The following is a 26,054-nucleotide window of genomic DNA, read 5'->3' on the forward strand; positions in this document are numbered from 1 at the left end:
GCTTTCTAATGAATGAAATCGTATGGGGAGATGTACTAATTCAGTTTGGATTTCTAGTGATACTGGTAGTAATTACTGCATTTATCATATATGCCATTCGTACATGGTTAAAACGAGCAAACCAGATGAATCGAATCGAAAAGAAATTAGATGGGCTAAGTGAAGGTAAGAAGGATCATTGATTTTCTTGATATATGAAACTTTTTGGTAGTTATTTATCATGGAAATTTTAAAAAGGTTTCTCTGATTCAGTAATTCTGGAGATTACCAAAAACGAATGGAGTGAAGAAGAAAATAGGTGAGAAATGAATACATATAGACTTTTAAATATAATTGGCTTTGGATCAATACTGTTAGTAATCGTATATTTTGTAGCTTATGCTCGCGATTACAGTAAAGAGAAGATTATTTCTGGTTTGGTATTCTATTTTGCAGCAACCGTTATATATTTTTTATTCGTATTTCTTTATCACAAAAGTAATTTAGGGCAAAAAATCACTTTGTATGGGTTAAGTGCAATTGCTCTGGTTTTAATTTATCTTCTATTAGGGTGAGAGGAATAAGTTAAATGCGTATATTGCTTTTCAAACTATAGCTTGATGATTCAACGACAAAACAGAGAATTTGATTTGGATGCTACTTAGAATCACTAGGCCACTGAATCAAAAATTAAAGTTATGAACTTAATTAGTTTTAAAGTCAGATAATGAAAGTTTTACCTCAATACCAGCTAAAAGCAGAAAGTGACTGTTCCAGGAAAGTGCGCGATCACTAATAAGAATTCGCGCCAGCGTCGCATATAAGGACATATAACAGAAAAAAGAGGAACTAATGCTTAAATTATTTTAAGGGGATCCGATCATAAATGCTTATTATAGGCGCATTGATAATTCCATTTTTTATATATGCACTTGCTATGCATATCAAATTTTCTAAAAGCGATAATTCCACAAATGAAAAAGGGAAAATAATATTAGCCAAATCAGCTAAATATGCCTTCCTGTATTTCCTGTTGGCTGGCTTGTCTTGGAACTTTATCACCGTATTATAGCGAAAATACCATATGAAACGTATAGAGACGCTATATGGGTATTGGTATTGCTGTTATTTACGATCTATGGTTTTTCGATTCGACATTATACAAGAAGACAGGTATTTGAAAATCAAGAAGTATTTGTTAAGTAGTATTCAAGAATCGGGCGCAGTTGCGGAATAAGGGCTGTGCCTCAAATGGGCCATTTTCTTGATTAACTTATTGTGGAAATAATGGAAATTTGAAATGATTATTATTAGTCTGCTTCCACTCATAGATTTTTTTTGATTTCAAAGGGAGGTGATTTATTGCAAGAAAACATAATGACTTTATCTGACGGTAGAAAATTAGGTTTTTCGGTCTATGGGGATAAAAAAGGTATTCCACTTTTCTTATTTCACGGCACTCCAGGTTCGAGAATTTGGTTTTTAGAAGATGATTACATAGCACAAAGACTAGGGGTGTTATTAATTGCTACTGACCGACCTGGTTATGGTTTATCAGATAAAAAAGTTAATCGTAAAATTCTAGAATATTCATCAGATATAGAAGAACTTGCCGATTATTTGGAATTAGATAAATTTTCGGTTTTAGGTGTTTCAGGAGGAGGTGCTTATGCATCTGCTGTTTCGCATTGCTTAACTCACAAAGTTAAGTTATGTATTCTTGTTTCAACAGCTACTCCATTTGTAGATGGCAAACCTTCAAAAGCAATGTCAAAGGAAAATCGTTTAGCTTTTTTCCTTACTAATTACTTCCCCTGGTTATTAAAGTTAGTAAACAAAACTCAAAAAAGGTTAATTGATAAAAATCCAGAAAAATATAAAGCAACATTAAAAAAAGGTGGGAGCCATTTATCAGAGTGGGATAATGAAATCTTATTAGACGAAGAAGTATTAGAAAATGGAGTTGTTCACTCTAAAGAAGCATATCGCCAAGGAGTTAATGAAGTTATATATGAATCTAAATTACTAGCAAGAGACTGGGAATTTAAATTAGAAGAGATTAAAACTCCTATAAAAATATGGCACGGTGAAAATGATACTTTATCTCCTGTAAGTGAAGTGAAGACTATGGAGCAAAGGTTATTAAATGTTGAAACGCATTATATTGAACATGGTGGGCATTTTCTAACTGAAAAAGATGATGTATGGGAGTCGATAATCACAAATAAACCACAAATATTAGAGAACACTTTAATTCCATTGCTTTGACTAAATAATACGGTTTTATTTATCAACCGGGAGTAAAAACATAGGATCGGTTATGTTGTGCCTTTAATATTATCTCGATATCGAGTCTTCCACAAAAAAGCGCCTATCTAGAATAAGTTAGGTGTCGAATACTATAAAACTTATATCGCTAGGTTACATATTTTGGAATAATAGGTGCTATGAATAGGGTGGTATTGGAAAGGATGGGGAGTGGATTACTTGCAGTATTTCATTGGAATTGTACCTACTGAAGAATACAAAATGAAGTTGATAGGCTTCCGTAATAAATGGGAAAATAATTCTATTGGTGAAGTTGTAGAACCGCATATGACCATAGCAAGACTGGCGAATCTGCATATAAACTTGAAGGGCAACTCGCCATAAGGACTGAAAAATAGTGAGCATTGTTCCGCGAAGGGCGTACATCCCCATATTTCCATGCTAGGGCCATTATATTGAATAAATAGGAGTTTATTAATATACACTTGGCAGAACAATAAGGGGGAATAAGATGGTTGAACTTCGAAAGTTAACTACAAATGATGGTACAGATGTATTTGAAATGGTCCAAGAGATCGGAAAAGGGGAAAATGGTTTTACTAATAGCTTGTATTCAGAGGACTTTTCTATATTTCAAGAAAAATTGGTTAGAAACTATGAAATGTCAGAGGGTATTAATTTAAAACCACAATTTGTTCCTCAAACAATTTATTGGTTATATGTGGATGGAAAACCAGTAGGCTATGGAAAACTGAGACACTATTTAAATCAACATTTATTACAACACGGTGGGAATATTGGATATGCCATCCGTCCAATGGACAGAGGGAAAGGATATGCAAGGATTTTATTGAAAAAATTAGTTCAAGAATCCAAGGAGAAACGGATTGATCAAGTATTACTGACTTGTTATGAAAGTAATAAAGCTTCTATAAAAGTAATAGAGTCCAATGGTGGAGAGTTAAGGGATAAAAAAGATGGTGATTGTTTTTACTGGATTAATACTAATTAAAAATATAGGCTTCATTTTATTGGGCAACCCAATTGAAAGTTTTGCTCTAGAGAGGTGCATTCGCTCAAAAATGTGACCAATGTTGCTTGACCTGACCAGTTTACTAGAATAAATAAATTGAAAATGATGAGGTGAAAAGTTGATTCCATTTGATATTCCAAGTATACATAACATGAAACGTGCATTATTTATTCAACCACATCCTGATGATAATGAAATTGGTGCAGGTGCTGTAGTGGCGAAACTTACATCTGAAGGAAAAGAGGTACACTACCTTACTATCACCGATGGAGGGGCGGGGTCTATTGATCCTAGTTTATCAACAGAGGAAGTTATTGAAACAAGAAAGAGAGAGCAGAAGGAAGCAGGTAGATTACTTGGTGTAACCGACTTTCATTGGTTGGGCTTCCCTGATGGGCATTTGTATGATAGCGAAGAACTACGGAAAAGCCTAGTTAGTGTTATTCGAAAAGTTCGTCCAGATATTATTGTTACTGATGATCCTTGGCTTTACTATGAAACGCATATGGACCATATTGTAACTGGAAAAGTTGCATCCTTTGCCGCCAGGATGAGTCGAAATCCGCGTTTTTATCCTGAGCAACTGCAGGAAGTAATGAAACCTCATCGAATTCAAGCAATGGCCTATTATACTACGAAACATCCAAATACGTTTATCAATGTGGATAAATTTTGGGAAGATAAAATCCGAGCAATTCAGGTACATAAGAGCCAGTTTTCTGGAGAACATCTTAGATTTATTACTGATTACCTTACAAAGAAAGCTGAGCAAAACGCCAAGCAAGCTAATGAAGGCTACCGTTATGCTGAATGCCTTAAGATATTGCCACCTCTGTTACTGTATAGTAATGTAGATGCTATCAATATGTAATAAGAAGGACATTTTAGTGGAACTGGGGAATTGCAATAATGGACACAAGTCTGGAAAAAGACAGAATCTGGCTATTCTGTTTAATCCTCCCTTGGCATAGTCTCAGAATATAGAGGAAAGAAAGGAGAATGGAAAAAATGATGCTAGAACGTAAAAAAAGAACGTCCAAATATAATAAAATGATGGATTACTACCATTAGCATATTTTTTATTACGCAATTTATTTTTTTCATTGTCGACGGAACATCTTTAGAGCCAAGATTGATTTGGCAGGTATGCGGATTGGTTAATGGAATCAAAGATTTTTAACGAATGGGTTGCCTTATATAGTTTCCCATGGTTTAACTTGGCTACAACTCTTTTTGTTATCTTTTTACTTGTAAATGCAGTAACAGATATTTTTTTGGTAAGAAACCTTAAACATCACCAAAGGTAACTCGGAATCTGGTTTAAGTAGAGGTGTCATGCTACGAGAAACTATACTGTAACCGGGCGCGTTTACTTAAGATTAATTTTTATTCAAAGAGCATGCAGCCACCTTTATTTGTTAAAACAACAATGTAAATAAATCTTATGTATTTGTTGCAGTTGCTGAGTAAAGCAACACCTCAATTCCGAACATTCTACAGGAGGAGGATAACTTGGGCATTTGGTGGAGAATGATTCGTTTGTTAATTCTTGCTGCTGGTATAGGTATAGCTTTCTACTTCTTTGATGGGTGGCTAGAATATTTAAGTGTGGTGGTATTTGCAACCATTATTACAATTGTTTTAGACAAATTTGAAGACCGCAAAAAGATAGATGAACAGTAAAGTTACATAAAAACTACCCATAAAGGGGCTCACCTCTTGAATAAGTTTGAGAGTATAAGAGATGCAGGAGCTTTATGTTAGAAAAAAGTAGATAAAGGTATTAAAGAGTTAGATGCTGAAAAATTTGTTTCCCATGAGGTAGTTAAAGAGAAATTAGGTGAATGGCTGGATTAATGTGAGCAGTAGCAGTATCTGTTGTAAATCATTCACATGCTAGAAACTTTAAAGATATCAACCAATAACATCATGGCTTTAAATTAGCGCTATGATGTATTTTTGTAAGAAATAATAGATTTTCTAATTGATCCCAGAAGGTAGAACAAAAGGGTATATCCGTTTTCAAAAAGTGATTCGGCAAGGGGGTTAGTATGAAATATAGATTCTTCGTATTTTTCATAGCAACATTTCTTTTGGCTCTTTCAGTAAATTTAATGCCAGCCATAATGCATCCAGATTTGAATGTGAATGTTTTCAATTTACTGGTAACATTATTGTATATGTTCTTATTACTCTTGTATTCTAGAAAAGGAAGTAAGAAGCTGAAGATGTTTGCAGTAGTAGGAGTCATTTCTGGTATTCTTGTATTCTTTATTTCAACATTTGAACACGCTATGTTTGATAATATTATTTTAGATTCAATAGCCTCTTTACAGTATCCTTTTTACTTGATTTTTACCATGCCATTATTTGGTGGGAATATACTATTCGATCTAAGTTACGGGTCGTACTCATTGTTGATGTCACTGTTTTATGGAATTATTTTCGGTTTAACAAATTATTTTAAGAAGAATGATAAGACAACCGTATAATTTTATATATTCTAGAATCAGGCTATTTGCGGAATAAGGCTTATTGAACTAACGGGCAGCTTACTTGAATACGATTATGTGATTTTATTATAACAAAGGAGAGATTTGGTGGAGAAGGTTATTCAGCAGAACAATGACGATATTAGACTGAAATACATTGTTGTCATACTTTTCTCGATGCTGACTTTAAGAAAGTTAAAAAGAGTGGAGAAACTTAAAAAAGAATTAAAAGAACAGCAAGAACAAGAAAATGATTTTTACAAACTTTAAGGAATTTTCGTTACTATATTAACGGACACGATTCATTGTTAAGGATTCGTGGCAAGGACCATTTAATTGTACAAATTTATACTTGAAAGGAATGAAATTTCAGTGGATAACAGTAAGGGATATAGAAAATTTGAGTTAATTTTTCATTCATTTATATTCATCTTTGCTGTAGGTTTAATTATTGCTTCTATTACAGGATGGGGTGAGATGAACCGAGCTTTGTTATACCTAATATTAGGAATTATATTTGCTGGCGAAAGTATATTTGGATTGTATAAGAATTTTGGACACAGAACGGCACAATAACGTGTTCCATCATCGCACACGATTTACTGACAAAAATTCGTGCCAATATCGAATACGCATATAAGTGCCATTTTGTTTAAGAAAAGCAGTATTGAAAGGGGATTATTAAATATGGATGTTTGTGTTAGCACTAATTATTTCTTTTGGCGTCGCCTTTGGCTTTTTTAATGATAAGAAAAAGAAAAAGTAATATGATCAGCGCTCGTTTAATGAGGTGAAATAATATTGCACTCGGGCTCAGTTATGGTGCGTAAGAGGTGCCTGAACGCCATTAGCGGGATAAATAAGGGAGGGAAAAAATGAGTAGCCTTGAAGTTTCAAAGAGAAGTATGACAAATAGTAAAGCTACTGCTTCTTTAATTCTTGGAGTTATTTCAATCGTATTGTTGATCATACCTTTTGCAGGGTTAATACTTGCTGTAGTTGGTTTGACATTAGGTATTATTGGGTGGCGGGAAATAAAACGTCTAAAGCAAGAAGGGAAAAAGATTGCAATATCAGGGATAGTTTGTAGCAGTTTAGGTATTTTACTACCAATGATCTCATCTATTATTGCAAGTGTTGCCCTTTTTAATTAAAGTTTAAATTCACTATTTCTTAAACAAAAAGGCGCCTACCTGCAATAAGATGAAGCGCCTTTATTGCTTGTGCTTATAGGTTCAAATTGGTGCATAAATGCTCAGGGAGGTAAGAATATGAAAAGGGTAGATGTTGTATACGCATTAATCTGTAAAGAAACTAAAGTTCTTGTTGTTAATAATCAAGGCGGCACTTGGTCACTACCTGGTGGAGCAGTTGAAAAAGGTGAAACACTAAAGCAGGCAGCAATTCGTGAGGTTACAGAGGAAACAGGACTGAAGGTGAAAATTGGTGAAATTGTTTCAGTTAATGAAGCTTTTTTTAAAGAAAAAGATCACCACGCATTATTTATAACATTTAAAGCGGAAATAGTTGATGGAAAGCCTTTAGTGCAAGACAAAGCTGAGATATCAGAAATAAAATGGGTGGATTTTCAAACAGCGAATAAGCTAATGCCCTATCACCCCGGTGGAATAGAGAGTTTATTGGAGTCCTCGTCGCCCTACATCTTTCAAGGGTAGCTATCGACATTTACTTCACCAATCGGGCGCACTTTTTTGAAATAAGAATTTGTGCCTGTGAAGTACATGAGCCATGTTATAGCATTGCAAGGGGGCTAAGTTATTGAAAGATAAAGACCTTGTACAAGTACAAGCTGGTGATGCTTTCTATGCTTTTGCCATAGAAGTTCAATAACGAAGTGTGATTACCAAACAAATGAGAAATGGCTTACAGAGGAGGGACATTCAAGATGGTAGCCCTTATTATCATTCTACTTGTTATTTTTGTTTTAGATCAATTTATCAATCGAAAGCTAATAAAAAACTTGAATATAGAGGAGTCTGACTTAGGTAAAAAATACGTAAATAAACTACATAAATATGGTGAAGGAATACTTTATTGGACTAGTTTTCTTGTTATGATTTTAACAATAAATGAATTCCTGCATTTCAGAATACTTATCTTTATTGGTATGACTATTTTGTTCGCTTTTCGGACCATCATGAAATGGGTTTATGAAAAAGAAAGGAAAACATACCTTTTAAGCGCTATAACTTGTGTTCTATTCATTTTAGGATCGGTTACATATGGAATGATAAATTATTTTAATTTTTAACATACATGCGACATGCGGCGCTTTTTCTAGAAAGAATAGCGCCAAAATACATAGAATTATTATGCGGAATAGCACATTAGGGGGAAAGTGAATGTGTACGGAGTTTTTTACAGTCTTACCAATGCGAAGATCTTCAGAAAAACAGATCATAATTAATGATTCAGATAGTGTGCAGGTTGGTTTTATTCAGAGAAAGTATAAAAATTTCTGGGAAAAGCTTATAAATTATTTGCCATTACCTTTTCTGGAAACAAGAAATATTGATGGCGAAACTAGTAAATATAATATAGAGATCAGGGAGCAGTCGTTTAGATCGAATTTATTTAAATTAAAGTGGGATACATTCCTAAGAGACAGTAATGAAGAAAATAAGTTCTTATTAGAAGATAGAACTAAGATTAGTTCGAATCCCAGAATGGTGTATCACAAAAATAACAAAGAATATGTTTTCAAAAAAGACGTATTTAGCAGCACTTGTGAAATTAGTTTAAACAATGCTGTCTGTGCAACTGTTAGCAAAGATAAAAAGATTTCACCAAATGTAAAACTTTTAACTGAAACTAATGACCTCACAAACATTGAACTACTAGGCATATATTATATTATAAATTTGGTTTATTAGTACTTTCCACCTGGCTATCACAAAGTGAAAGGGGATACGAGCTTTTCTATAGCTTCTGAAGGAGAATTGGAACAGAAGAAATATAATATGGAAGCAGCAATAGATTTTAAAGTTGTTGAGTAGAATGATATGCCATGAAGTGCAGGTTAGAACACACCAAAAATGGGGGGTTACTGTGACATTCAATGACCTTTTAAAATTGAATAATTGTTATATTTCCTTTGAGAGTATCTCAGAGCCCAGAACAGAGAAAGTGAAACTTAGAATAATAATTAACAAAAGTGATAATCCGACAGATTTACTTATTTTCCCTCATGCTGACAGCAGTGTGGAGACACTGCAAATTGATTTTAAAAATTATGTGACCTACTCCGTTATCTATGATGACTTTACAGTACTAGATGATAGTGAAGTATTTCGAGGTGAAGCGTTTCGAGTCTATGATAAATCAAATTACTTTAATTTCATAAAAAGCGTATCGTCTCTGCAAAATGAAAAATTAACTCATTATTCATTAGCTTGTTTTGAGCATAAGGTGGATATTATTTCAAAGTATGAACCAATAATTACAATTACTAGCCAGGAGAGAACGGAATAGATTGCGCTCAATACTTTGTGGGGAGTGGGTTGAATGTGGAGCGATTATATTCATCATTGAAAAAAGCAGGTCTGATTTTCACAAGCAATATTTTTAATGAAGAAGAAGTATATATTCTACTTGAAACAAGGAAAAATGGTTCATCAGAAGTATACCTACTTTTGAACACCTATTCGTAGATACAAAGGGAAATCCAAAATATGAAGCTTTGTCTGGCTCTCATACATTTTTAATTGATGTGGTGAAATATAATATGACGGCTGAAAAAATGGGCTATCAAAAGTATTTTGATCAATGGAAAGAGCAAGGTTTATATAATTTCGAATAATAAATCTGGTGCTGCATGGTGATTTTTGAGAACCAGTCTCTGTTATTAAGCAAGTTAGAAAAGCAATGTGGATAATAATTAGTCTAATCCTATTAACTATTTTAGCATCTCCTTTTGGAATTATTTATTTGCTCAACAATGGTAACCCTTACACGAAATATATAGCAAATAAAAATGTACCGCAATATCTACATGAAATGGGTTACTTGGAGACTGATATAGAAATTCGCATTATGTAGAGCCTAAACACGGTATTAATAATGAATTTTTACCATTGTCATGACGGGGTTACTGAATCTATTGAAGGTAAAACCAAATATAGCGAAGAAAAATGCGCTGAAATGTTTTGATTAGGTGCTTGCTCAGCGCCAGCAAGGAAAAAATCATTAAAGTAAAGTGTCTATAACTAAAAGGGAGGCAAAAAAATGGGTGATTTTCACATAGGAGATGCTCTATTTCAATTATTTTTTCTTGCATTTATAGTACTAATTATCTTCTTAATAGTCTCATTGTTTCGTGCAAATAGTAGCCGAACCAACCAACTTAATAGAATTGAGAAGAAAATTGATGAGGTAAGTCATAGGATGAAAAATGATAATGATTAGGTTGTCTTATGTATGATTATGATAAAATTATTGATTAAGGAATACATCTTACTATGTTCAGACTCTCCAAGAGAAAAAGTATTCACCAACCGGGCAATTTGGATTAATATACTTGCCTAAATTCAGCACAGAGGAAACAAGCATTTACTAGTCAAATAAGTCGTAAGGAATATTGAAATTATTCTTTAAACTTATTAGGTAAGTGATATAATGAAAATATGCAATAATTGCATTTTCTTTAAGGGAGGTCGGCGCATTCCTGTCGGTTATAGTGTCTTACGATACGTTATAACGGAAGGGGGTGCTGCCCTTGTCTGTTTTTGAGACACTGGTTTTAATGATCGCTTTCGCAACACTTGTTGTAACGATTACAGACCAGAAAAAATAGACCTCCCTGAGTTTAGCAGCCGGGTGAGGTCTATTCCTTGTTCGCGCTGACCCCTCTTGAAGGGGAGCGATTCATTGCTGACCGGAGATATTAGCGTATCTTCGCTCTTTATTAGCTTATGCTTTTTTCTTCTCTCTATGTTTATTATAACACGAAAAAGGGATTTGCAAACAAGACTCGGGTTAAAAATTGCGTGTGCATGGCAAATTTTTGAGAGCGCTTTAATTTAACTTCCATACTTTCAGCTTTTCTGAATAAGCTTTTGTAGCCTTCTGACATCTATCTGCAATAAGGGTAAGCTTATTTTTATAGGAAGGGAGGAGGGATTTATTTGAAACTGCTTAATATTGATGGGTTTCCTAATGAAGAGTTACTTAATCAAGTTTTGAATTTACATGATAGAATTTTCGACGACGCTGCCACACTTATTAGCAAAGCTGAAAATAAAACAAAAATAGTCTTTACATTAGCTTTGGAAAATGAAAAAATTATTGGATACAAAATTGGTTACGAATTAGATTCGAACAAGTTCTATAGTTGGCTTGGTGGTGTTGACGAAAATCATAGAAACAAAGGTGTTGCTTCCAACTAATGGATCAACAACATTTGTATTTAATAGAAAAAGGTTATGAAATCGTTCAAACAAAAACTAAAAATAAATGGCGTGGTATGCTCCTTTTAAATATAAAAAGTGGGTTTGATGTAATCGGAACATATACAGATAAGGTAGGTGAACCGAAGATAATTCTTGAAAAAAGGTTATAAAATTTTACGGCAGTCGATCACAACAATGGAACAAAAAAGTGGGGCTAATCTTGTATAAACTGGTCAGCTTGTTTAACAAGAAAGGAAAATGTCAGTGGGAAATTGGGAAAGAAAGTTACTGAATACAACTCGTGGTGTTTTTGAAATATTTATAAAAGGTGAAGGAAGACCAGTATGTGTTGCTCATCATTACTCTGTTTTTAACCAAACAGGTGATTATTTTGCGGAATCACTCACAAATGCGAATAGAGTATTTTTAGTTAATTTAAGAGAAACAGGTAATTCAGAGGAAGCAAAAGAGCCTTATCAATTAAGCATGCTGGAAACCATATTTGATTTAGAAGCTATTCGTGAAGAACTTGAATTTGATGAATGGGGATTTGCAGGGCATTCGACTGGTGGAATGTTAGGGGTCATTTACGGAATATATTTTTCAAATAGGTTAAGTTTTAACGTCATTGTAGGAGCAGCAGCAAGAGAATATATGACCTTCTCAGTAGATTGCATTTATAATCCTAATCATCCTAAGTTTTCCAGAATGCAAGAACTGAACGAAACCTTAAAATGTTCAGATCTAACATTAGACAAAAGAAATGCATTAAAAACTGAGAGGACAAAGTTATCGTTATATGAACCTAATAGCTATGATGCACTTTTCTCACGAGACATTATTAAGGGAATATCTGCAATTCGTATGAATTTCTTTAATAGAGAAGTGCAGGTATATGATGTAACGAAAAAGTTGGAATTAATATCATGTCCCACTTTAATAATTTGTGGAAGATATGATGTCCAGTGTCCGGTTAAATACTCAATTGAAATGCATGAGGGGATACCAAATTCAAAATTAATTATTTTTGAGAAAAGCAATCATTACCCTTTTCTTGAAGAAGCTGAACGATTTAAGAAAGAATATAAATTATTTATAAAGGAATATCTCCTGTAATGCTCACAGCTATTTTTTGATTATCTAGACAAAAAACTGGAAAGTAGGTGTTTAATTGATTTTACATACTGAAGTTTTTGGGGATGGAGAGCCCATCGTATTCCTTCATACGGGGTTGCAAACGGGTATGACAGATTTTGAATATCAACGGGAATATTTTAAAGAAAAATACAAAGTGATCCTTCCAGATTTACGTGGTCATGGGAAATCGGGAGAAAAAGACCTTTCCAATTTTTTTGAGGATTCAGCAGAAGACATAGCTACAACGCTCTCCCATTTGGAAATTGAGTCAGCGCATATCGTCGGGTGTTCTTTAGGAGCCTTGGTCGGATTGTTTCTTGGGAAAAGATTTCCGCATAAATTAAAAAGTTTAGTACTTTCGGGGATTCTTCCTGAAAGGCCAAGTAACTGGTCAGAACTTCATAGGAAAGATGTCAAACGTCAATCTGAAATTTTACAAAGTGAAGAACTGTCAAGGCACTTTGATAATTTACATAAGTCTAATTGGAGACACTTGCTTGAAATTGTTAAGGATGAAAATTGGTATCCATTTGAAGAAACAAAGGACCTGGAAGGAATAGCTGCTCCTGTTTTGTATATTGTAGGTGAAGAAAAAGACATGGAAACAAAAGGCGCTTTGCTCTATCCTTCCTTACAAGATAATGTTCATGTATCCATTATTCCTTTTGCTTCCCACCTGGTTCATTTAGAACAACCAAAAATTTATACCCAAATATTAGAGGAATTTATAGACAATGTTAAATAAATATATACAGACATAGATTTTGATCAACTAAGCAATACTTTGAGAACTGCACGGAACAGTTAGGTTTGGAGGTGATAACGATGGAAAAAGAATTAGAGCGGGCTATTGCCATACGAAAAAGTGGCAATCATAAAGAGTCGAACGAGCTGCTAATGAGATTGGTGCTGGACTTTCCCGACAATGCATCGATTAATTATCATTGTGCTTGGAGCTTTGATTTATTAGGAGAAGAGTCTAAGGCAGTTCCTTTTTACGAAAAATCGATCAGATTAGGGTTGGCTTTAAATGAACTGGAGGGAGCGCTGTTAGGATTAGGCAGTACATATAGAGCATTAGGAGAATACGAAAAGTCAAAAGAAACCTTTCAAAAAGGAATTGAATCGTTTCCAAATAATAAAGCTATTCAAACGTTCTATGCGATGACCTTATACAACTTGAAGGAGCATAGTAAAGCAATGGAGCTGTTGCTCAAATGTTTGATAGATACAACTTCTGATGATGAAATTATTAGTTATAAAAAGGCTATTAAGTTCTATTCTGATAAATTAGATGAAATTTGGAAGTGATTGTGTTTAATGAATATTATGAAACTTGATTTTTGTGCAGTGTAATCGTTTATATGAAAAACAAAAATCACAATGATAAATTACTTAATCAAGAAAATGAATGAACTTTTAAAAGTTTAAGAAGCAAAATGAGTAGGTCAGTGAAAACTGTATCAGAGGCGTGAAAATTATACCAAATTATAAGGGGAGAATTTTATTGAAACAAGCTTTGCTAATTATTGATGCACAGCAAGAACTTATTGATGGTAATGCGAACGAAAAGAGTGTATGCAATAAAGATAATTTGTTGGATAATATTAATAAAGTGGTAAATAAAGCAGTAATCTCGTGTAGCTTAGTTGTTTTTATAAGAGATAAAGATGTCGCGGAAGGCCGAGGGAAAGGATTTGAAATTCATTCCGAAATTGATATACCCAAAGAAGCGAAGATATTTGATAAAGAAGCAACAAATTCGTTTTATGGAACGAAACTATTAGAGTTTTTACGTGATAACATGGTCGAACACCTTGTTGTTATGGGGTGCAAGACAGAGCATTGTATTGATACTACCGTAAGAACGGCAACGGTAAATGGACTCGACGTGACCTTAGTAGGAGATGGCCATTCCACAACAGATTCACAATCCTTAACTGCCGAGCAGATTATCGCCCACCACAATGAAGTACTTCATGGACACTATAATGTTGATAATTTTTCTGTGGTCAGAAATGCAGATGACAACTTATTTACACCTAATCACGATGAATATCGATAATTAATATTTATTATTATAAAGGGAGAGTGATTTTGAATGTGTGGGATTTGTAAGTAATCATCAGGCAAGAGATTCAGAGTTACCAAATTATCGCAAAAAGATATTAAGTTCAATAGAGACAGATCTATTAAATGACGACAATGTAATGGCTCTCTTCTATGGTGGTTCCATCGGAAATGAAAATACAGATGAATATTCTGATATTGATCTAAGAGTAGTTGTAAAGCCTGAAAAAATAAAGGAATACGTTGTTAATAAAAGGAATCGAGCTCAAGAATGGGGGAACGTCCTTTATTTTGAAGAAGTAAACCCCTTATCAGTTTACACTGTTGCTCATTATGATTGCTTTATTAAAGTTGATACTTTTTATTATATCCCTAGTGATATCCACCCCTCTTTATGGTTGCAAAATATTAAAATTATAAAAGATACGGATAAAATGATGGCTAAGATTTTAGACAACTCAATGTTACTTACTTATGAGCTATCCCTAGACGGATTAGAGTTATGGAGAACGAAATTTTTTGCGCATTTTCATGAGGCATATAGAAGAGTTATGAGAAAAGAGTATTTTTATGCTATGAAATGTATAGATAATTTAAGGTTATTAATTATCGCTGGATGGTATATGGAAATCGGACTTCAACCAAATACGTTTGGTGATTGGGCCAGATATGAAGGTGAAAGAAGTAATTTAGAAGAATGGCAGCAGTCGCTTCTCAAAAGTTGGGATTGTCGACGGGATCCAGGAGAGATTTTAAATGTCATGAAATGTATAGCTCATGAATTTAAAAAAGTACATCATTCTCTTTGTTATAAATTAAATATTGATGAGAACCCTGAGTGGTTAGCTAAAATTATAAACATGGTTATATGAATTTAACACACTGCTCTTCAAAAGTGTACTTATTTTTAATTGGCATGTTTCCTCCACCTTCCGCTTGGAAGACTAAGAATTAGAAAAGATATTAAAATTCAATGAAATTACTGAGGTGATTTTATGAAGAAAATTGTTCTAATATTAATTTTATTCGGCATACCTTTTGTTGTGGCTGCTTGTACATCAGATGAAGCAGTTCAAAAAGAGATTACTCTCCCCAAAGATGTTCCTGAATTTGTAACGAAAGCTGGTTTTGACAACATTGATTGGGAAAAGGAAGCAGTGGAATTCGGTGATAAAAATATTATTGGAAATGAAAACAAATCTGGTGTTATTGGTGTAGATATGCCCAGTTTAGATGGCCAAAAGTGGATGTGGCATCTTTGGGGAATTGAAAATCCGGAAAACACGGAGTTCACAGTTGTAGGGTTTCATAAAGAAACAGGAACCGTTCATCATATTCTGAAAGAAGGATGGTCCACATCGCTTAGTGGAGCAAACAATGGTGCAGATGCACATACACCATCTTCAGTAAAAATACCAGATCCAGGAAAATGGGCTGTGCTACTCTATACGGATGATGAATTATTTGACATATTAATATATGAAATAGATGAATAGTTTCTTATCATACCAATATCATGCCCAATTGCAACACAATCTTATAAGAGACTCAATTTGGAATCCGATGAAAAGGATGATAAATAATGATGACAAACTTCAGTGTAGTTGGTTCTATAATCTCTCTTGCTGTTTTCTTTTTTGTACTTTATCTTTTGCGTAAATTTATACAGTCTCTTAGAAAGTGAACAAATATTAATTAAAACAGAATTTTACCAGTAAGTTTTTATAAAAAGATATTCTGGAGGTTTTTATGTTAAAGGAAGCAACGTTACAGGAGGTCAAAAAGGTTGCAGATCTTGCTTTGCGCCTTTGGTCGAATCACACATTGGAGGAATTAAATCAAGAAATTACACATGTTATTTCTCAACCTGATTCAAAGATTATTTTATCTTATCATGCCAACGAAGTAATTGGGTTTGCACAGTGCCAGCTGAGATATGATTATGTGGAAGGGACTAGTTCAAGTCCAGTAGGATATTTAGAAGGGCTTTTTGTAAAAGAGGAGTTTCGTAAACAGGACGTTGCTAGAAGTTTAGTGAGTACTTGTGAAGAATGGGCAAAGGAAAAAGGTTGTCGTGAATTTGCAAGTGACTGTGAATTGGAAAATGTAGAGAGCCTGGTAATGCATCAAAAATTAGGATTTGGCGAGGCAAATCGTATTATTTGTTTTAAAAAGGATTTATAAATCTGGAATTAAAAACTCGATGCTTATTTTTAAAGAAATAATAATGTATAGCGCGAGGTGACTTTATGAGTCTAAGGGACAAAGAAATAAAATTAGTAATAGGGTCAGGAGAATATAATAACAATCCGGGTTGGTTGCACACTCAAGAAAATGAACTTAGTTTACTAGACGAGAAAACCTGGGGGAAAACGTTTGATAATAATTCGATTGCTGTAATCTTGGCTGAACATGTATGGGAGCATCTAACTTACAATGAAGGAGTTCAAGCTGCAAAGGTGTGCCATGAATTTCTGAAGCCTGATGGATACATAAGATGTGCTGTTCCTGATGCCTTTTTCCAAGATGAAGAATATCAGAATACAGTTAAAATAGGAGGTCCCGGACCAAAAGATCATCCAGCAGCAGATCATAAGATCGTTTATAATTATAAAACTATCACGGATATGTTTCATACTGCCGGATTTGAAACACAATTACTCGAGTATTTTGATGAAAAAGGTGCATTTCACCAAAATTTTTGGGATGGAAAAGATGGAGTGATTTTTAGATCAAAAAAGTATGACCCAAGAAATCAAGGGCAGCAGATTATATTTCCATCCTTGATAGTTGACGCTGTAAAGATATAAACGAAGATTAGCAGCATTTGGTTCTGCGTATATGGTGAATCGTAATATGAAATGCTATAATAAATTAAAATATTCATGGAAGAGGTGATCATTACATGGATACAGCTAAGGATCGTTTACTTAAAATTATTAATGAAATACCTGAACAAGAAGTGGATAAAATTTTGGATTTTGCAGAGTATTTAAAGGCTAAAAGAGATAAAAGGATGTCTGAAGATTTAACAAAAGCTAGTGAGAGTAGCTTAGATTTTTGGGATAATGACATCGATGACGAGGTTTGGAACAATGTATAAACAAGGTGATATTGTTTTAATCCCAGTTCCGTTCAGTGATTTAAAATCCCACAAGCAACGTCCAGTACTTATTATTTCAAGTAATAGTTATAACGAATTGACCGAAGATATCGTCGTTTTAGCCATTACTTCAAAAATAAAAGACCTTGCGTATTCAGTAGTGATTGAATCTAAAGATTTAACAGAGGGTGAACTTAAAGTAACATCTGAAATTAGAGCAGACAAAGTCTATACGCTTTCTAAAAATATTGTTAAAAAGAAATTTGGACAGGTGAAAACTGGAATTTTGGAGTCTGTTCGAGTTAAAATCACCGAACTTATAAAATAACTGTGTAGTAGGGAGCCATGTTACAGCTCCCTTTTTTTCTAATAGAAGTTTTTGTGACCCGCAAAATTAAAAGTAAAAGCAATTTATGATGCAGCAGGATGTTAAAGAGAAATTTAAATTGCTCAAAAATGAATAGTGGGTGGTTTTATGGATTGAATTATTCCAACATTTATATTATTCAATATAAAATTGTTGTGGAAACTTGCACGTCAGATGAAATGTAGCAAAAAAGTTTTTTTCCCTCAAAAAAATTTCTTACAAAATCTGTTGTCGTGAATTTGCAAGTAGCTGGGAATTGTTAAAGAGCTTGATAATGTACCTAAGAATAGGGTTGTAACCGTATTAAAATAAATGTATATGACAAAATACGTATTTAGGGTGAGAAGCGGATGATTGGGATAAGTATTGCGACGAAATGGGAGTATGAAGCCACGTTAGAGTACTTTGGCATAAAGGATAATGAACGCCTCAGTTATCCCTATGGCGAATATTTTTTAAGAACTATTAATAACTCTGAACTTATTTTTTACAGCACTGGTGTAAGAAAAGTAAATGGTGTTGGTGGCAATCAGTATATGATTTCAAAATTCAACTTATCTAAAGTGATCGTTGCTGGTACGTGTGCAGGTATAGATGACAGATATAATAATCTAGATATTTTTGTACCTAATAAAGCCGTCCAATATGATTGCACAGTAAAAGAAGTTGAGCCTTTAATCAAACAATCCTTCACAGTCGATATTGATCTATCAAAATACGGTAGTGATTTTCATACTGGAGTAATTGGTACAGCTGATAAAGCAGTAGTAATGTGGAAGGACTATTTGGAACTGAAAGAAAACGAAATAACAATTGCAGATACGGAAGCTGGCGCAATTGCTTACATATGTAAGAAGAATGGTGTTGAATGCATTATTATAAAAGGGATCTCCGATTTCTCGACGGATGAAAGCAGTTCCGATAAATATGAATCGAACATGGCACAAATTAATATTTATGTAGAGAATACCCCTAAAGTTATGAATAAAATATTAAAAGATTATTTAAAGAGATTTATATAACTAATGTTAAAGTTAATTGTTAATGAAGAACATCCTAAATGCTACCTTATTTCATATAAAACGGCATTTTAGTTGCTTGGTAATGTATTGGAATCCGGGCAGATTGGGATAAGAGATTTTAAAATTATCATTGTGGGAGAGGGAAATATGGGCAAACGACAGATAATTTCAATAGTGAGCCTTATAATAAGTGGTATTCTAGCTTTATTTGCATCTTTGTTTTTAGCATCAGGAACTATTGCAGAAAACTATACCGATAAAACCTTCGTTGCACCAGAATTTTTTATAATCCTTGCTATTTGGGGAATAGGTGTTGTTTTCTTTTTCGTCCAGCAATTCAAAGCTCATACGGTTTTTTTCGTCTTATCACTTGTATTTATGTGGTTATCCGTTCCAATAGGATTTCGTATAGGTATATACTGTGCTTTAAAAGCCAAAGGGGAGATTTGAAAGTTCCGTAATTGAACGTGATTCTATAATAAGTAAATGCACTTGTCTTGAAAAAAGGTACATACGATGTATTTGAGATACAATATGAAATTAAGGAGAAAACTATGAGTAAACCATTTATTGAACAAGTACATTATATTCGTATTCCTGTAAGAAATTTAGAACAGTCTGCGCATTGGTACAGAGATGTACTAGGCCTTCAGTTATTAAACATTACAGAGGAACCATTGGCGATTATCAAAGTAAATAAAGGTCCTTTTTTACTTATCTTGGTTCCTACGGATGATGATACCTTTGCACATTTTACAATTGATAATGAAAAAGCATTTAGTATCGGTTTTACTAGTCCAAGATTAACTGAATTTCATCAACACTTAGTTGATAATCAAGTTACAGTCGAGGATATTGAAGAAGATAACGATCATGCCTATTTCCACTTTTATGATCCAAACGGTAATAAGCTTCAAGTACATTGGTGAGATAAAATAAATTACCTTATTTCGTTTTAATACTTTTTAAACTGAGGTGTGTTATGGAGATTAGAAAAGCTAATTTAAACGACGCTTTAGGTGTTGCAAAAGTGCAGGTGGATAGTTGGAAAACTACATATAAAGATATTGTTCCAAATGAGTATTTAGAACAGATGACTTATGAAAACAGAGCGAAAAAGTGGAAGGATATTCTTTCTGGGCAGGATGTATTTGTTGCGGAACATAAGGGTGAAATAATTGGCTTCTCCAATGCCGGTGAGGAAAGAACAGGTAAATATCCTGATTATAAGGGTGAGTTATATGCAATATATATCCTTAAGGAACACCAAGGAAAGGGTATAGGGAAATTATTGCTTAACCCTGTCGTTGATAGATTAAAAGATAAAAATATTTTTTCAATGGCCGTATCCGTATTAGAAGAAAATAAATCAAGACTATTTTATGAGCACCTTGGAGCAAAGAAAATAGATAGGAAAAGGATAGAGGTTTCAGGTAAGTGGTTATATGAGCTTGTTTATGGTTGGAAAGATATAAAAGAAATAAAATAATAATCCTTTCATTCTCGCTGCCACAAGTATATATCTGCGATTCTTGCGTATTAACAGCATTTTATTATATTTGATCAAAAATAAACAAAAGAAGGTACTATAGTGGAAGTTATTACAGAGAAATTAATATACATAGCCTTATTTATCTTTATTATTCATTCTATTGAAACGCTTGCCTATGCAGTAAGATTATCGGGTGCAAGAGTAAAAATGATTGCTTCGGCATTATCTCTTTTCAATATAATGGTAATGGTTTCGAGATTGGCAAATATGATGCAGCAACCCTTTACTGGTAGCTTAATAGATACTGCGCCAACTAGTAATGCACAGGAATTTGTAGCGACGCAATTTCGTTTTCTTATAGGAGCTTCAACGATTGGAACTATATGTGGAATACTATTGCTACCCACCTTTATAGCCCTGTTTTCAAGGGCAATAATACATTTATCGGAAGAGAAGGGTTCTGTACCATCCTTATTTAAAAGAATTTTTTCCCTACAGTATATTAGGCGTGGAGTGACCCATCTTAACTTACCTAAATTTTCATATCTAAGAGATACGAAGATAAAGGATATTCCAATAAGATTATTTCTAATAAATATGATAATAACAGCAATATACACAATTGGCGTACTGTCAGCATTATATGCTGCTTTATTAGCACCAGAGCGAGCATCCACGGCTATCATGGCTTCAGGTTTAATAAATGGGATGGCAACAATCTTGTTGGTTATTTTCGTTGACCCAAAAGTCTCTGTGGTTGCCGATAACGTTGTTAATCAGAGAGGAAGCTACCAAACATTAAAAAATATTTCCTTAATGATGGTGACATCAAGATTGTTAGGCACATTGTTGGCTCAACTGTTCTTTATCCCTGGAGCAAAATATATTGCTTGGTTTACGCAGTTTATCGTTTAATGCTGGGATATTGAGGGGTCATTGAAAGGATTCTATCTACGAGAGAGTAAAATGGTTATGATTTTCGGGCAAGTGATTATTCTTTTCGTAACAGTTTTTAAAAGAGGAGAAAAAGAATATGAAATTTAAAACAAACGACGGTCTGGACTTATATTTTGATATAGGCGGAAAAGGAATTCCTTGCATTTACCTTCATGGGGGGCCAGGGTATTGGAGTAAATCATTTCAACACTATTCTAAAATTCTCTTGGAAGATAAACTGAATATGATTTACTTGGATCAAAGGGGTTGCGGCCGTTCAGAACATAGCGTTCGCAAGAATTACTCTTTAAATAAATTAGTAAATGATATTGAGGAACTGAGAGTTTTTTTGGGAATAAATGAGTGGATAGTCATGGCACACTCATTTGGCGGGATACTTGCAGTAAGCTATGCGAACCAATATCCTGAACGAACGAAAGGATTAATCCTATCTAATGTAACACTTAATATGTACGATTCCTTTGATCACCAAATGAAAAAAGGATCTAAAATATTGAGAACAAAAATAAAGGAATTATCAACAAAAAGTATAAGTACATTTATAGAGGATTACTTTTCAATTGTTGGAAAACTAATGGAGGTTAATGAGTACTTTAAATTTCAATATGTTGATCTAGCAAATAAGAGGGAAACAGACATACTTGATGGGGGAGGTTTAAATAGTGATCCTGGTTTTCAAGAACATATTTTTTCATCGGAGGAGTTTTTTCAGGATTTTACTACATTAACAAACAAGATTACCAGTCCTACGTTAGTTATAGCAGGAGCATATGATGATGCAGTTGGACCTTCACATCATAAATTATTCGAATTTAAAAACTCTACTGAAGTCATGCTAGCAAGTGCTCACCATCCCTATATTGAAAACCAGTCAGAGTTTAAAAATAGCATTATGAATTTTGTAGACAATAAGTTTAGTAAATAGACATCTTAACATTCGCTTGTATTGGAAAATTTGATTAGGAGGGAAATCATTGAAGAAAATTATTTTATCACTTACGTTGTCTCTTTGCGGATTACTTCTATTTGCTTGCCAATCTCAAGACAAGCCAATGACGATATTAGGTGATATTTCATTGATTTCCATTTCAGAATCTAATGGCTATGGTGGAATAAATGAAAACTATGTTTCAACAATTGAGAAAGACAAAATTATATCAAGGTTTGAAGCGGTTTTAAAAAATGCAGAGGGCAGGAAACAGCAAATTGATATCGATACGGAAGTTCCTGATTATGATATTTTAATTCTTTACGAAAGTGGGGAAACTCACGGATTACATCTTGTACTTGGAAATTTAGGAGAAAAAAGCAGAGTAATATATGCAGGGAAAGAAAACAACGGTTTTGATATATCACCTGAAGGTACAAGGGAATTAATAGGCTTATTGGGTAATCAATAAACCTATACCGCAGATAAGCGCAGTAGTTGAACAAGAGCTGCGATTGAATTAGGTTAACAAAAAGAAAATTCAATCCTATATACAATTGTGTACACTACATAACATAGGTGCAACTGTAAATTGACATAATGTAACTCCCACATGGTAGAACTTAAAGCGAAACTTTCTTATGATATGGGTAGTCATTGGAAAGTGCAATATTCAAATCTACACAGGGAGGAAAAAGTAATGAAATAAGTATCAATCATTGGAATTATATTTACTGTAGGGGTATTAGTTCTTTTAAAAGTTTTTCAGGATTCTATACCAAGAATTGATGAGCCAATAACAAATATACTCATTTTTCTGGGCTTTGTCACTTTTGCCATTATATATGGTATATCTCAAATTAAAAAAAGGAAATGAAAAGTAAATATAAATGGAGGGAGTTCAAAGCAAGTGACGTTTGGAGAAAAACTTTTTAAATTGAGAAAGGAAAGAGGGTTTTCCCAAGAGGCCTTAGCAGAGAAATTGAACACAACGAGGCAAGCCATTAGTAAATGGGAAAATGGTCAAGGTTATCCCGAAACTGAAAAACTTCTTATGATTGGAAATGTTTTTGGGGTTTCAATGGACTATTTGTTAAAGGATTCCTCCTCACCTAGCAATGATAAGGAAGACGGATATTATGTTAGTAAAGAAATGGCAGAGGGTTATTTATTGTCTGCGCATAAAATTTCTAAATATATGGCATTAGGTTTTTTTCTAATTGTCTTATCTTTTCTACCTTACTTTATCTTTAAGCAAGACCCAGCAATATATATATGATCCCAACTATCATTCTAGCTACTTTTGGGATAGGAATGTTTGTCACAGTATCATTCTTGGAAGAAAATCAATATAAGGTACTTAAAACAGAGCCTCTGTTATTTGACGAAAAACACCTGGAAGAATTAATTCAAAGATATGAAAACATGAAAAAAAGTTATGTCATTATTAATTTGGTAGGTATGTGTTTATTCGTTGCAGGCCTTTTAGCATCTGGCATTGAAAGAAAATATATTGATTCCGATTTTTTAGTTCCTTATTATCCGGTTTGTATTGGGATGATTGCGGTTGGTATCTATATTATAATGCGAACTTCAATCCTACTTGAGGCATATAAACTTTTGGCGGAAAATAAAGTATATTCCAATAGTTTTAGCTTTAAATTTCGCAGAAAGATAAGAAAAAAGGTTGATGATTTTTAACTCATTTATATTATAAGTGAATGATTATTCTATAAAAGAGAGTAATTCACGAATAAGGTCTGGGCGTCTATCGGGTCAGTTTGCAAAAAGGAGATATAATTATGTGGATAATATTAGGAGTTATTGCTATAGTAGCAACTCTTATAAATCTTTTTATGTATGGAACAGGGAAAGATTATAAATTGGCAATGGCAGCGGGACTATCATTTACAGCACTAACACCTGTCTCAACATACAGTATGGTATCCGATTGGGTAAAAGCGGAGGATTGGGCTGCTTTGTTAGATGTAGTGCCTACAATGGAAACAGCATTATGGGTTTTGACGATTATATCAATTTTATTAAATATAACTCCTATACTTTTAGAGTTAAAAAGTAAAAATAAATGATTTGTCTCGCAATTTAACAATAGGGCGCACTAGTTGATTAAATGTGTCCCTCATAAATGATATAACCTATAAGTTACAACTCTAGGTAAGAAGAGATTAATATGCCTGTATGCGAAAACTGTAAATATAAGTGGACTTATGCACTAACCACTAGGGAGCAACTCAGATTATTAGGAGGGATGAGATGCTCCAATTAACTTTAATAAGGGATTTTACAAGGAGTCTGAATCCATAAATTCTAGGCAAGATCCTGTCGATGCATTAAAAATAATGGAAGATGTTCTGCGTAGCAAAAAATATATGGGTGGCCATTATATTAATAAATAGTATTAAATTATTGGACGCAGTTGTTAAATAAGGCTGCCTCAAACGGGCCTTTTTATTGCAAAAAATAAATGCTTAGGGGGGATCATTTTTGAAGATTATCGAGACGGAACGATTATATTTGAGGGAGTTAGAAATGGACGATATTAATGAATTATCGAAAGTGCTTTCCGACCCAGAATCCATGCAATATTACCCCCGCCCTTTTAACCAAGAAGAGGTAGAAAATTGGATTGAATGGAATATGAAAAACTATAAACAAGATAAACATGGACTATGGGCAATTGTATTAAAAGATGGGGATACGTTTATCGGTGATTGTGGGATAACAATGCAGAACATTGATGGGGAAAGGTTACCAGAAATCGGATTTCACATTATTAAAGCGTATTGGAATAGAGGGTATGCCACAGAGGCAGCATTTGCTTGTAAGGAATACGCGTTTGATATTTTAGACTATCCAAAAATATTTTCGTATACGACTTTAAAAAATATTCACTCACAAAAAGTGGCAGAAAAAATTGGTATGAAAACCTATAAGTTTTTTGAGAAGAATGATGAAAAACAAATTGCTCACGTTGCATACAAAGATAAGCCATGTTGAGTAACTAAAAATCCCCCCATTATTCCAAAATAATGGGGCTGATAATATCGGTTTGTTCACACCTTATTTTACCACATTGGATGTAAATGAACTCATTATCACGCTGCTTGTCTTTATCGTACTTATTTTTGTACTTGTATATTCTGCCAGACAACTTTCGAATATTTCAGGTGGTGCAAGTTAGATTGAAAGGTTCAGCAGATGGGTTGTGGCAACGGTTTATATAGCGTTAGGTGTCTTTATCGTTTACGAAAACGACACCATACCCGACACTGATATCTATCCTGAATTAACTTGAAGAAACTTTTCAAGCTTTCGAGAGAGTTCTCTCTCTTAGGAGGGTAATGATACCACATTAATTCGACAATAAAAGTAGAATGGTAAAACGAAAAAGTAATGGAATTGGGGCTTGATACTACTATCAATTAAGTGATGAAAAAAAACTATAATGAAATTGGAGAAGAGCATCAATATGTATTAAAAAAACTGAAGTAAAGAGCAATTGCTTACAGACTTAAGCGATAGTACAGGAAGAAGCATTTTACATGAACTAAACGATAAAGAATTGAAGCTAGTAACAGATCATATTGATGATTTAATAACAACAGATCACAGCATAGTGGAAAAAGATAGATGGACAATTTGGAAGGCAGTGAAATAGTTAATTGGATAGAGGTATGACCACACTTGGCGGAATACTTGCAAAACATTATATGGGGTGAATAAGAATGTGCATTCGGATTAATAAACAAATCAATATTTAAATGCACATTAAGTTAA

39 protein-coding genes and 2 pseudogenes are annotated in these 26,054 nt (G+C 33.7%); all 41 read left to right on the plus strand.

Translation table 11 applies throughout. The features are described from left to right. Window positions 1–8: 8 nt before the first annotated feature. The 41 genes and pseudogenes from X953_RS19740 to X953_RS19755 all read left to right on the plus strand — a co-directional run bounded on the left by X953_RS19740 (window position 9) and on the right by X953_RS19755 (window position 25,935). On the plus strand, window positions 9–182 hold the full coding sequence (locus tag X953_RS19740; protein WP_156958453.1) for a DUF4083 domain-containing protein: 174 nt from the start codon (window positions 9–11) through the stop codon (window positions 180–182). A gap of 1,159 nt (window positions 183–1,341) precedes the next feature. Next, window positions 1,342–2,247: an alpha/beta fold hydrolase gene (locus tag X953_RS05990; protein ID WP_052350061.1), complete on the plus strand. Its 906-nt coding sequence runs from the start codon at window positions 1,342–1,344 to the stop codon at window positions 2,245–2,247. A 219-nt stretch (window positions 2,248–2,466) separates the two neighbouring features. Further along, entirely contained in the window at window positions 2,467–2,631 is a 165-nt protein-coding gene (locus tag X953_RS19745) for a hypothetical protein (RefSeq protein WP_156958454.1), read from the plus strand. 127 nt (window positions 2,632–2,758) lie between these two features. Continuing rightward, window positions 2,759–3,259, plus strand: coding sequence for a GNAT family N-acetyltransferase (locus tag X953_RS05995; RefSeq protein WP_040954774.1), 501 nt, complete (start codon window positions 2,759–2,761; stop codon window positions 3,257–3,259). 139 nt (window positions 3,260–3,398) lie between these two features. Beyond that, window positions 3,399–4,151, plus strand: a complete 753-nt coding sequence (locus X953_RS06000) for a PIG-L deacetylase family protein (protein WP_052350062.1) — start codon at window positions 3,399–3,401, stop codon at window positions 4,149–4,151. A gap of 289 nt (window positions 4,152–4,440) precedes the next feature. Continuing rightward, complete coding sequence (locus X953_RS20205) at window positions 4,441–4,587, plus strand: YfzA family protein (RefSeq protein ID WP_232217779.1); 147 nt, start codon at window positions 4,441–4,443, stop codon at window positions 4,585–4,587. A 205-nt stretch (window positions 4,588–4,792) separates the two neighbouring features. Further along, window positions 4,793–4,963 (plus strand): hypothetical protein, encoded by a 171-nt coding sequence (locus X953_RS20015; protein WP_198023320.1) that lies wholly within the window; start codon window positions 4,793–4,795, stop codon window positions 4,961–4,963. 368 nt (window positions 4,964–5,331) lie between these two features. Continuing rightward, window positions 5,332–5,772, plus strand: a complete 441-nt coding sequence (locus X953_RS06005; RefSeq protein ID WP_040954775.1) for a hypothetical protein — start codon at window positions 5,332–5,334, stop codon at window positions 5,770–5,772. A 108-nt stretch (window positions 5,773–5,880) separates the two neighbouring features. Then, window positions 5,881–6,042 carry a hypothetical protein gene (locus tag X953_RS19750; protein WP_156958455.1) on the plus strand — a complete coding sequence of 54 codons (162 nt, stop codon included), beginning with the start codon at window positions 5,881–5,883 and terminating at the stop codon, window positions 6,040–6,042. A 605-nt stretch (window positions 6,043–6,647) separates the two neighbouring features. Beyond that, window positions 6,648–6,926 carry a DUF4190 domain-containing protein gene (locus X953_RS06015; protein WP_052350063.1) on the plus strand — a complete coding sequence of 93 codons (279 nt, stop codon included), beginning with the start codon at window positions 6,648–6,650 and terminating at the stop codon, window positions 6,924–6,926. A gap of 117 nt (window positions 6,927–7,043) precedes the next feature. Beyond that, complete coding sequence (locus X953_RS06020) at window positions 7,044–7,448, plus strand: NUDIX hydrolase (protein ID WP_040954777.1); 405 nt, start codon at window positions 7,044–7,046, stop codon at window positions 7,446–7,448. Between the two features lie 230 nt (window positions 7,449–7,678). After that, window positions 7,679–8,044, plus strand: a complete 366-nt coding sequence (locus tag X953_RS06025) for a DUF4181 domain-containing protein (RefSeq protein ID WP_040954778.1) — start codon at window positions 7,679–7,681, stop codon at window positions 8,042–8,044. A gap of 91 nt (window positions 8,045–8,135) precedes the next feature. Next, entirely contained in the window at window positions 8,136–8,666 is a 531-nt protein-coding gene (locus X953_RS06030) for a hypothetical protein (protein ID WP_040954779.1), read from the plus strand. A 175-nt stretch (window positions 8,667–8,841) separates the two neighbouring features. Continuing rightward, entirely contained in the window at window positions 8,842–9,264 is a 423-nt protein-coding gene (locus tag X953_RS06035; RefSeq protein WP_040954780.1) for a hypothetical protein, read from the plus strand. A gap of 393 nt (window positions 9,265–9,657) precedes the next feature. Beyond that, window positions 9,658–9,831, plus strand: a complete 174-nt coding sequence (locus X953_RS20210) for a DUF3139 domain-containing protein (protein ID WP_232217780.1) — start codon at window positions 9,658–9,660, stop codon at window positions 9,829–9,831. 186 nt (window positions 9,832–10,017) lie between these two features. Continuing rightward, window positions 10,018–10,197: a DUF948 domain-containing protein gene (locus tag X953_RS06040; RefSeq protein WP_040954781.1), complete on the plus strand. Its 180-nt coding sequence runs from the start codon at window positions 10,018–10,020 to the stop codon at window positions 10,195–10,197. Between the two features lie 301 nt (window positions 10,198–10,498). After that, window positions 10,499–10,585: a putative holin-like toxin gene (locus X953_RS20480; RefSeq protein WP_369792735.1), complete on the plus strand. Its 87-nt coding sequence runs from the start codon at window positions 10,499–10,501 to the stop codon at window positions 10,583–10,585. Between the two features lie 331 nt (window positions 10,586–10,916). After that, window positions 10,917–11,177, plus strand: coding sequence for a GNAT family N-acetyltransferase (locus tag X953_RS20485; RefSeq protein ID WP_369792730.1), 261 nt, complete (start codon window positions 10,917–10,919; stop codon window positions 11,175–11,177). Continuing rightward, the gene (locus tag X953_RS20490) at window positions 11,177–11,350 is read left to right on the plus strand and encodes a hypothetical protein (protein ID WP_369792731.1); all 174 of its coding nucleotides are present in this window, start codon (window positions 11,177–11,179) and stop codon (window positions 11,348–11,350) included. The genes X953_RS20485 and X953_RS20490 overlap by 1 nt, the downstream gene beginning before the upstream one ends. Window positions 11,351–11,444: 94 nt before the next feature. Beyond that, a complete protein-coding gene (locus tag X953_RS06050) occupies window positions 11,445–12,296 on the plus strand; it encodes an alpha/beta fold hydrolase (protein ID WP_232217781.1) in 852 nt (283 codons plus the stop codon). A gap of 55 nt (window positions 12,297–12,351) precedes the next feature. Beyond that, on the plus strand, window positions 12,352–13,062 hold the full coding sequence (locus X953_RS06055; RefSeq protein ID WP_040954783.1) for an alpha/beta fold hydrolase: 711 nt from the start codon (window positions 12,352–12,354) through the stop codon (window positions 13,060–13,062). An 80-nt stretch (window positions 13,063–13,142) separates the two neighbouring features. Beyond that, window positions 13,143–13,628, plus strand: a complete 486-nt coding sequence (locus X953_RS06060) for a tetratricopeptide repeat protein (protein WP_040954784.1) — start codon at window positions 13,143–13,145, stop codon at window positions 13,626–13,628. Between the two features lie 196 nt (window positions 13,629–13,824). Continuing rightward, window positions 13,825–14,382, plus strand: a complete 558-nt coding sequence (locus X953_RS06065; RefSeq protein WP_040954785.1) for an isochorismatase family protein — start codon at window positions 13,825–13,827, stop codon at window positions 14,380–14,382. 40 nt (window positions 14,383–14,422) lie between these two features. Beyond that, window positions 14,423–15,259 carry a hypothetical protein gene (locus tag X953_RS06070; protein ID WP_040954786.1) on the plus strand — a complete coding sequence of 279 codons (837 nt, stop codon included), beginning with the start codon at window positions 14,423–14,425 and terminating at the stop codon, window positions 15,257–15,259. Between the two features lie 123 nt (window positions 15,260–15,382). Further along, a complete protein-coding gene (locus X953_RS06075; protein ID WP_040954787.1) occupies window positions 15,383–15,883 on the plus strand; it encodes a hypothetical protein in 501 nt (166 codons plus the stop codon). 253 nt (window positions 15,884–16,136) lie between these two features. Continuing rightward, a complete protein-coding gene (aac(6'), locus tag X953_RS06080; protein WP_040954788.1) occupies window positions 16,137–16,571 on the plus strand; it encodes an aminoglycoside 6'-N-acetyltransferase in 435 nt (144 codons plus the stop codon). Window positions 16,572–16,636: 65 nt separating this feature from the next. Then, window positions 16,637–17,197, plus strand: a complete 561-nt coding sequence (locus X953_RS06085) for a protein distantly related to SAM-dependent methyltransferase (RefSeq protein ID WP_040954789.1) — start codon at window positions 16,637–16,639, stop codon at window positions 17,195–17,197. 95 nt (window positions 17,198–17,292) lie between these two features. Next, window positions 17,293–17,490, plus strand: a complete 198-nt coding sequence (locus X953_RS06090) for a DUF2281 domain-containing protein (RefSeq protein ID WP_040954790.1) — start codon at window positions 17,293–17,295, stop codon at window positions 17,488–17,490. Beyond that, on the plus strand, window positions 17,483–17,818 hold the full coding sequence (locus X953_RS06095; protein WP_040954791.1) for a type II toxin-antitoxin system PemK/MazF family toxin: 336 nt from the start codon (window positions 17,483–17,485) through the stop codon (window positions 17,816–17,818). Before X953_RS06090 ends, X953_RS06095 begins: the two co-directional genes overlap by 8 nt. A 389-nt stretch (window positions 17,819–18,207) precedes the next feature. Beyond that, window positions 18,208–18,879 (plus strand): permease, encoded by a 672-nt coding sequence (locus tag X953_RS06100; protein ID WP_040954792.1) that lies wholly within the window; start codon window positions 18,208–18,210, stop codon window positions 18,877–18,879. Window positions 18,880–19,026: 147 nt separating this feature from the next. Next, entirely contained in the window at window positions 19,027–19,329 is a 303-nt protein-coding gene (locus X953_RS06105) for a hypothetical protein (RefSeq protein WP_040954793.1), read from the plus strand. A 104-nt stretch (window positions 19,330–19,433) separates the two neighbouring features. Then, window positions 19,434–19,808: a VOC family protein gene (locus tag X953_RS06110; RefSeq protein ID WP_040954794.1), complete on the plus strand. Its 375-nt coding sequence runs from the start codon at window positions 19,434–19,436 to the stop codon at window positions 19,806–19,808. 53 nt (window positions 19,809–19,861) lie between these two features. Continuing rightward, window positions 19,862–20,368, plus strand: a complete 507-nt coding sequence (locus X953_RS06115) for a GNAT family N-acetyltransferase (RefSeq protein WP_040954795.1) — start codon at window positions 19,862–19,864, stop codon at window positions 20,366–20,368. A gap of 102 nt (window positions 20,369–20,470) precedes the next feature. After that, a complete protein-coding gene (locus X953_RS06120) occupies window positions 20,471–21,286 on the plus strand; it encodes a lipid II flippase Amj family protein (RefSeq protein WP_040954796.1) in 816 nt (271 codons plus the stop codon). A gap of 118 nt (window positions 21,287–21,404) precedes the next feature. Next, window positions 21,405–22,253: an alpha/beta fold hydrolase gene (locus X953_RS06125; RefSeq protein ID WP_040954797.1), complete on the plus strand. Its 849-nt coding sequence runs from the start codon at window positions 21,405–21,407 to the stop codon at window positions 22,251–22,253. 49 nt (window positions 22,254–22,302) lie between these two features. After that, window positions 22,303–22,728, plus strand: a complete 426-nt coding sequence (locus X953_RS06130) for a hypothetical protein (protein WP_052350064.1) — start codon at window positions 22,303–22,305, stop codon at window positions 22,726–22,728. Between the two features lie 438 nt (window positions 22,729–23,166). Then, window positions 23,167–23,957, plus strand: a pseudogene (locus X953_RS06135) (helix-turn-helix domain-containing protein). Window positions 23,958–24,058: 101 nt separating this feature from the next. Then, entirely contained in the window at window positions 24,059–24,346 is a 288-nt protein-coding gene (locus X953_RS06140) for a hypothetical protein (protein WP_040954798.1), read from the plus strand. A 415-nt stretch (window positions 24,347–24,761) separates the two neighbouring features. Continuing rightward, the gene (locus tag X953_RS06145) at window positions 24,762–25,274 is read left to right on the plus strand and encodes a GNAT family N-acetyltransferase (protein ID WP_040954799.1); all 513 of its coding nucleotides are present in this window, start codon (window positions 24,762–24,764) and stop codon (window positions 25,272–25,274) included. Between the two features lie 34 nt (window positions 25,275–25,308). Then, a pseudogene (locus X953_RS19425) lies at window positions 25,309–25,572 on the plus strand (cadmium resistance transporter); the annotation flags it as partial. Window positions 25,573–25,776: 204 nt separating this feature from the next. Continuing rightward, on the plus strand, window positions 25,777–25,935 hold the full coding sequence (locus X953_RS19755; protein WP_156958456.1) for a hypothetical protein: 159 nt from the start codon (window positions 25,777–25,779) through the stop codon (window positions 25,933–25,935). Window positions 25,936–26,054 lie beyond the last annotated feature (119 nt).

Origin of the sequence: Virgibacillus sp. SK37, from assembly GCF_000725285.1 — a bacterium.
In the GTDB taxonomy this organism is placed as follows: domain Bacteria; phylum Bacillota; class Bacilli; order Bacillales; family Amphibacillaceae; genus Virgibacillus_Q.